The organism is Paenibacillus sp. OT2-17 (genome assembly GCF_009827695.1).
In the GTDB taxonomy this organism is placed as follows: domain Bacteria; phylum Bacillota; class Bacilli; order Paenibacillales; family Paenibacillaceae; genus Paenibacillus; species Paenibacillus polymyxa_B.
Genome location: NZ_WUDQ01000815.1, coordinates 1 through 1,253, shown reverse-complemented (window position 1 = coordinate 1,253; position 1,253 = coordinate 1). Strand labels below are relative to the sequence as shown.

Here is a 1,253-nt window from a genome sequence, read left to right as displayed (position 1 = left end):
GAATGTTCGATTTTTGACCACAGGGGCGATATTGCGCTTGAGTTCTTCCAGAAATCGAGCATAGAGGATATCCTTTTGCACGTCGTCTAGAGTAATTACTGGAGCAAATTCAGGAATCGGTAATGAGACTGCGTTGGCGTTTGCTGCTTGGGGAAAAAATTGATCATTGTTGCCAGAAGTTAAAGGCGAAAATCTTAACACCAGCTATTACGGAGTCAGAATTTGCACAAAAATCAATAGATACTGAAGCTTTTGATTTTGAAGCAAACATGCCTAAATATCATACTGCTAAGCAAATGGCAGGTTTCATGGTGAACCTATATGATAGCAACGAAGTGGTAAGAATTGTAGATCGAAATTATACCTTCAATTTAAAGAGGAAAAATTAATCCAGTTATTTTATAATTTTAAATCTATTTGTAAATATGTAGAATTCAATTTATCTCACTTAAATAGGAGGAATAAAGATGGCGAGATTATGGAGTAAAACAAAAATTGGAAACATGGAATTGCCTCATTGACTAACGATGGCGCCAATGACACGCAGTAGAGCACAAGAAGATGGTACACCTGGAGAGTTGGCTGCACTTTATTATGCTCAACGTGCCTCCTTGGGACTTCTAATTACGGAAGGTGCACAACCATCAGACGATGGTCAAGGATACTTAAAGACACCTGGGATCTATACAGAAAAGCATATTGAAGGGTGGAAAAAGGTTACAAGTGCTGTGCATGAAGCAGGCGGATACATCTATATTCAATTAATGCATGTCGGTCGTGTATCGCACCCTGATAATACACCACATCATCGGCAGCCGGTTGCACCATCTGCAATTGCCCCAGGAGTAGAAGCGTTTACGGCTACAGGAATGCAGCATATCCCTGTACCACGTGAGCTGAGTAAAGAAGAGATTCAAACAACCATTCAAGATTATCGAAAAGCTGCAGCTGCAGCTATTGCAGCAGGCGCTGACGGTGTTGAAATTCATGGAGCAAATGGATATTTAATTACCAATTTATTGGAGAAAATTCAAACACGCGGAGAGATGAGTAGGGTGGTTCTATAGAAAATCGTGCTCGGTTTGCGATTGAAGTAGCCAAAGCCGTCGTTGACGAGATTGGACCAGAGAGAACTGGTTTCCGTATTTCTCCAGGAACCCCTCTTGGCGGAATTCAAGATGGTGAACAAGGGCCAGATCTTTACCGTTACTTGACGAAAGAATTAGCTAAATTGAATTTAGCTTATCTTCACG

Annotated in this window: 3 protein-coding genes; all 3 read left to right on the top strand. The window is 41.0% G+C overall.

Going from position 1 to position 1,253, the window contains the following annotated elements; genetic code table 11:
* Window positions 1–122 precede the first annotated feature (122 nt).
* Window positions 123–389, top strand: coding sequence for a hypothetical protein (locus GRP75_RS27335; RefSeq protein ID WP_192513325.1), 267 nt, complete (start codon window positions 123–125; stop codon window positions 387–389).
* Between the two features lie 147 nt (window positions 390–536).
* Window positions 537–1,067 (top strand): oxidoreductase, encoded by a 531-nt coding sequence (locus tag GRP75_RS27330; RefSeq protein WP_337194284.1) that lies wholly within the window; start codon window positions 537–539, stop codon window positions 1,065–1,067.
* The coding region (locus GRP75_RS30590; protein WP_483311124.1) for an oxidoreductase at window positions 1,064–1,253 on the top strand (190 nt) is incomplete at its 3' end. The genes GRP75_RS27330 and GRP75_RS30590, both read left to right, overlap by 4 nt.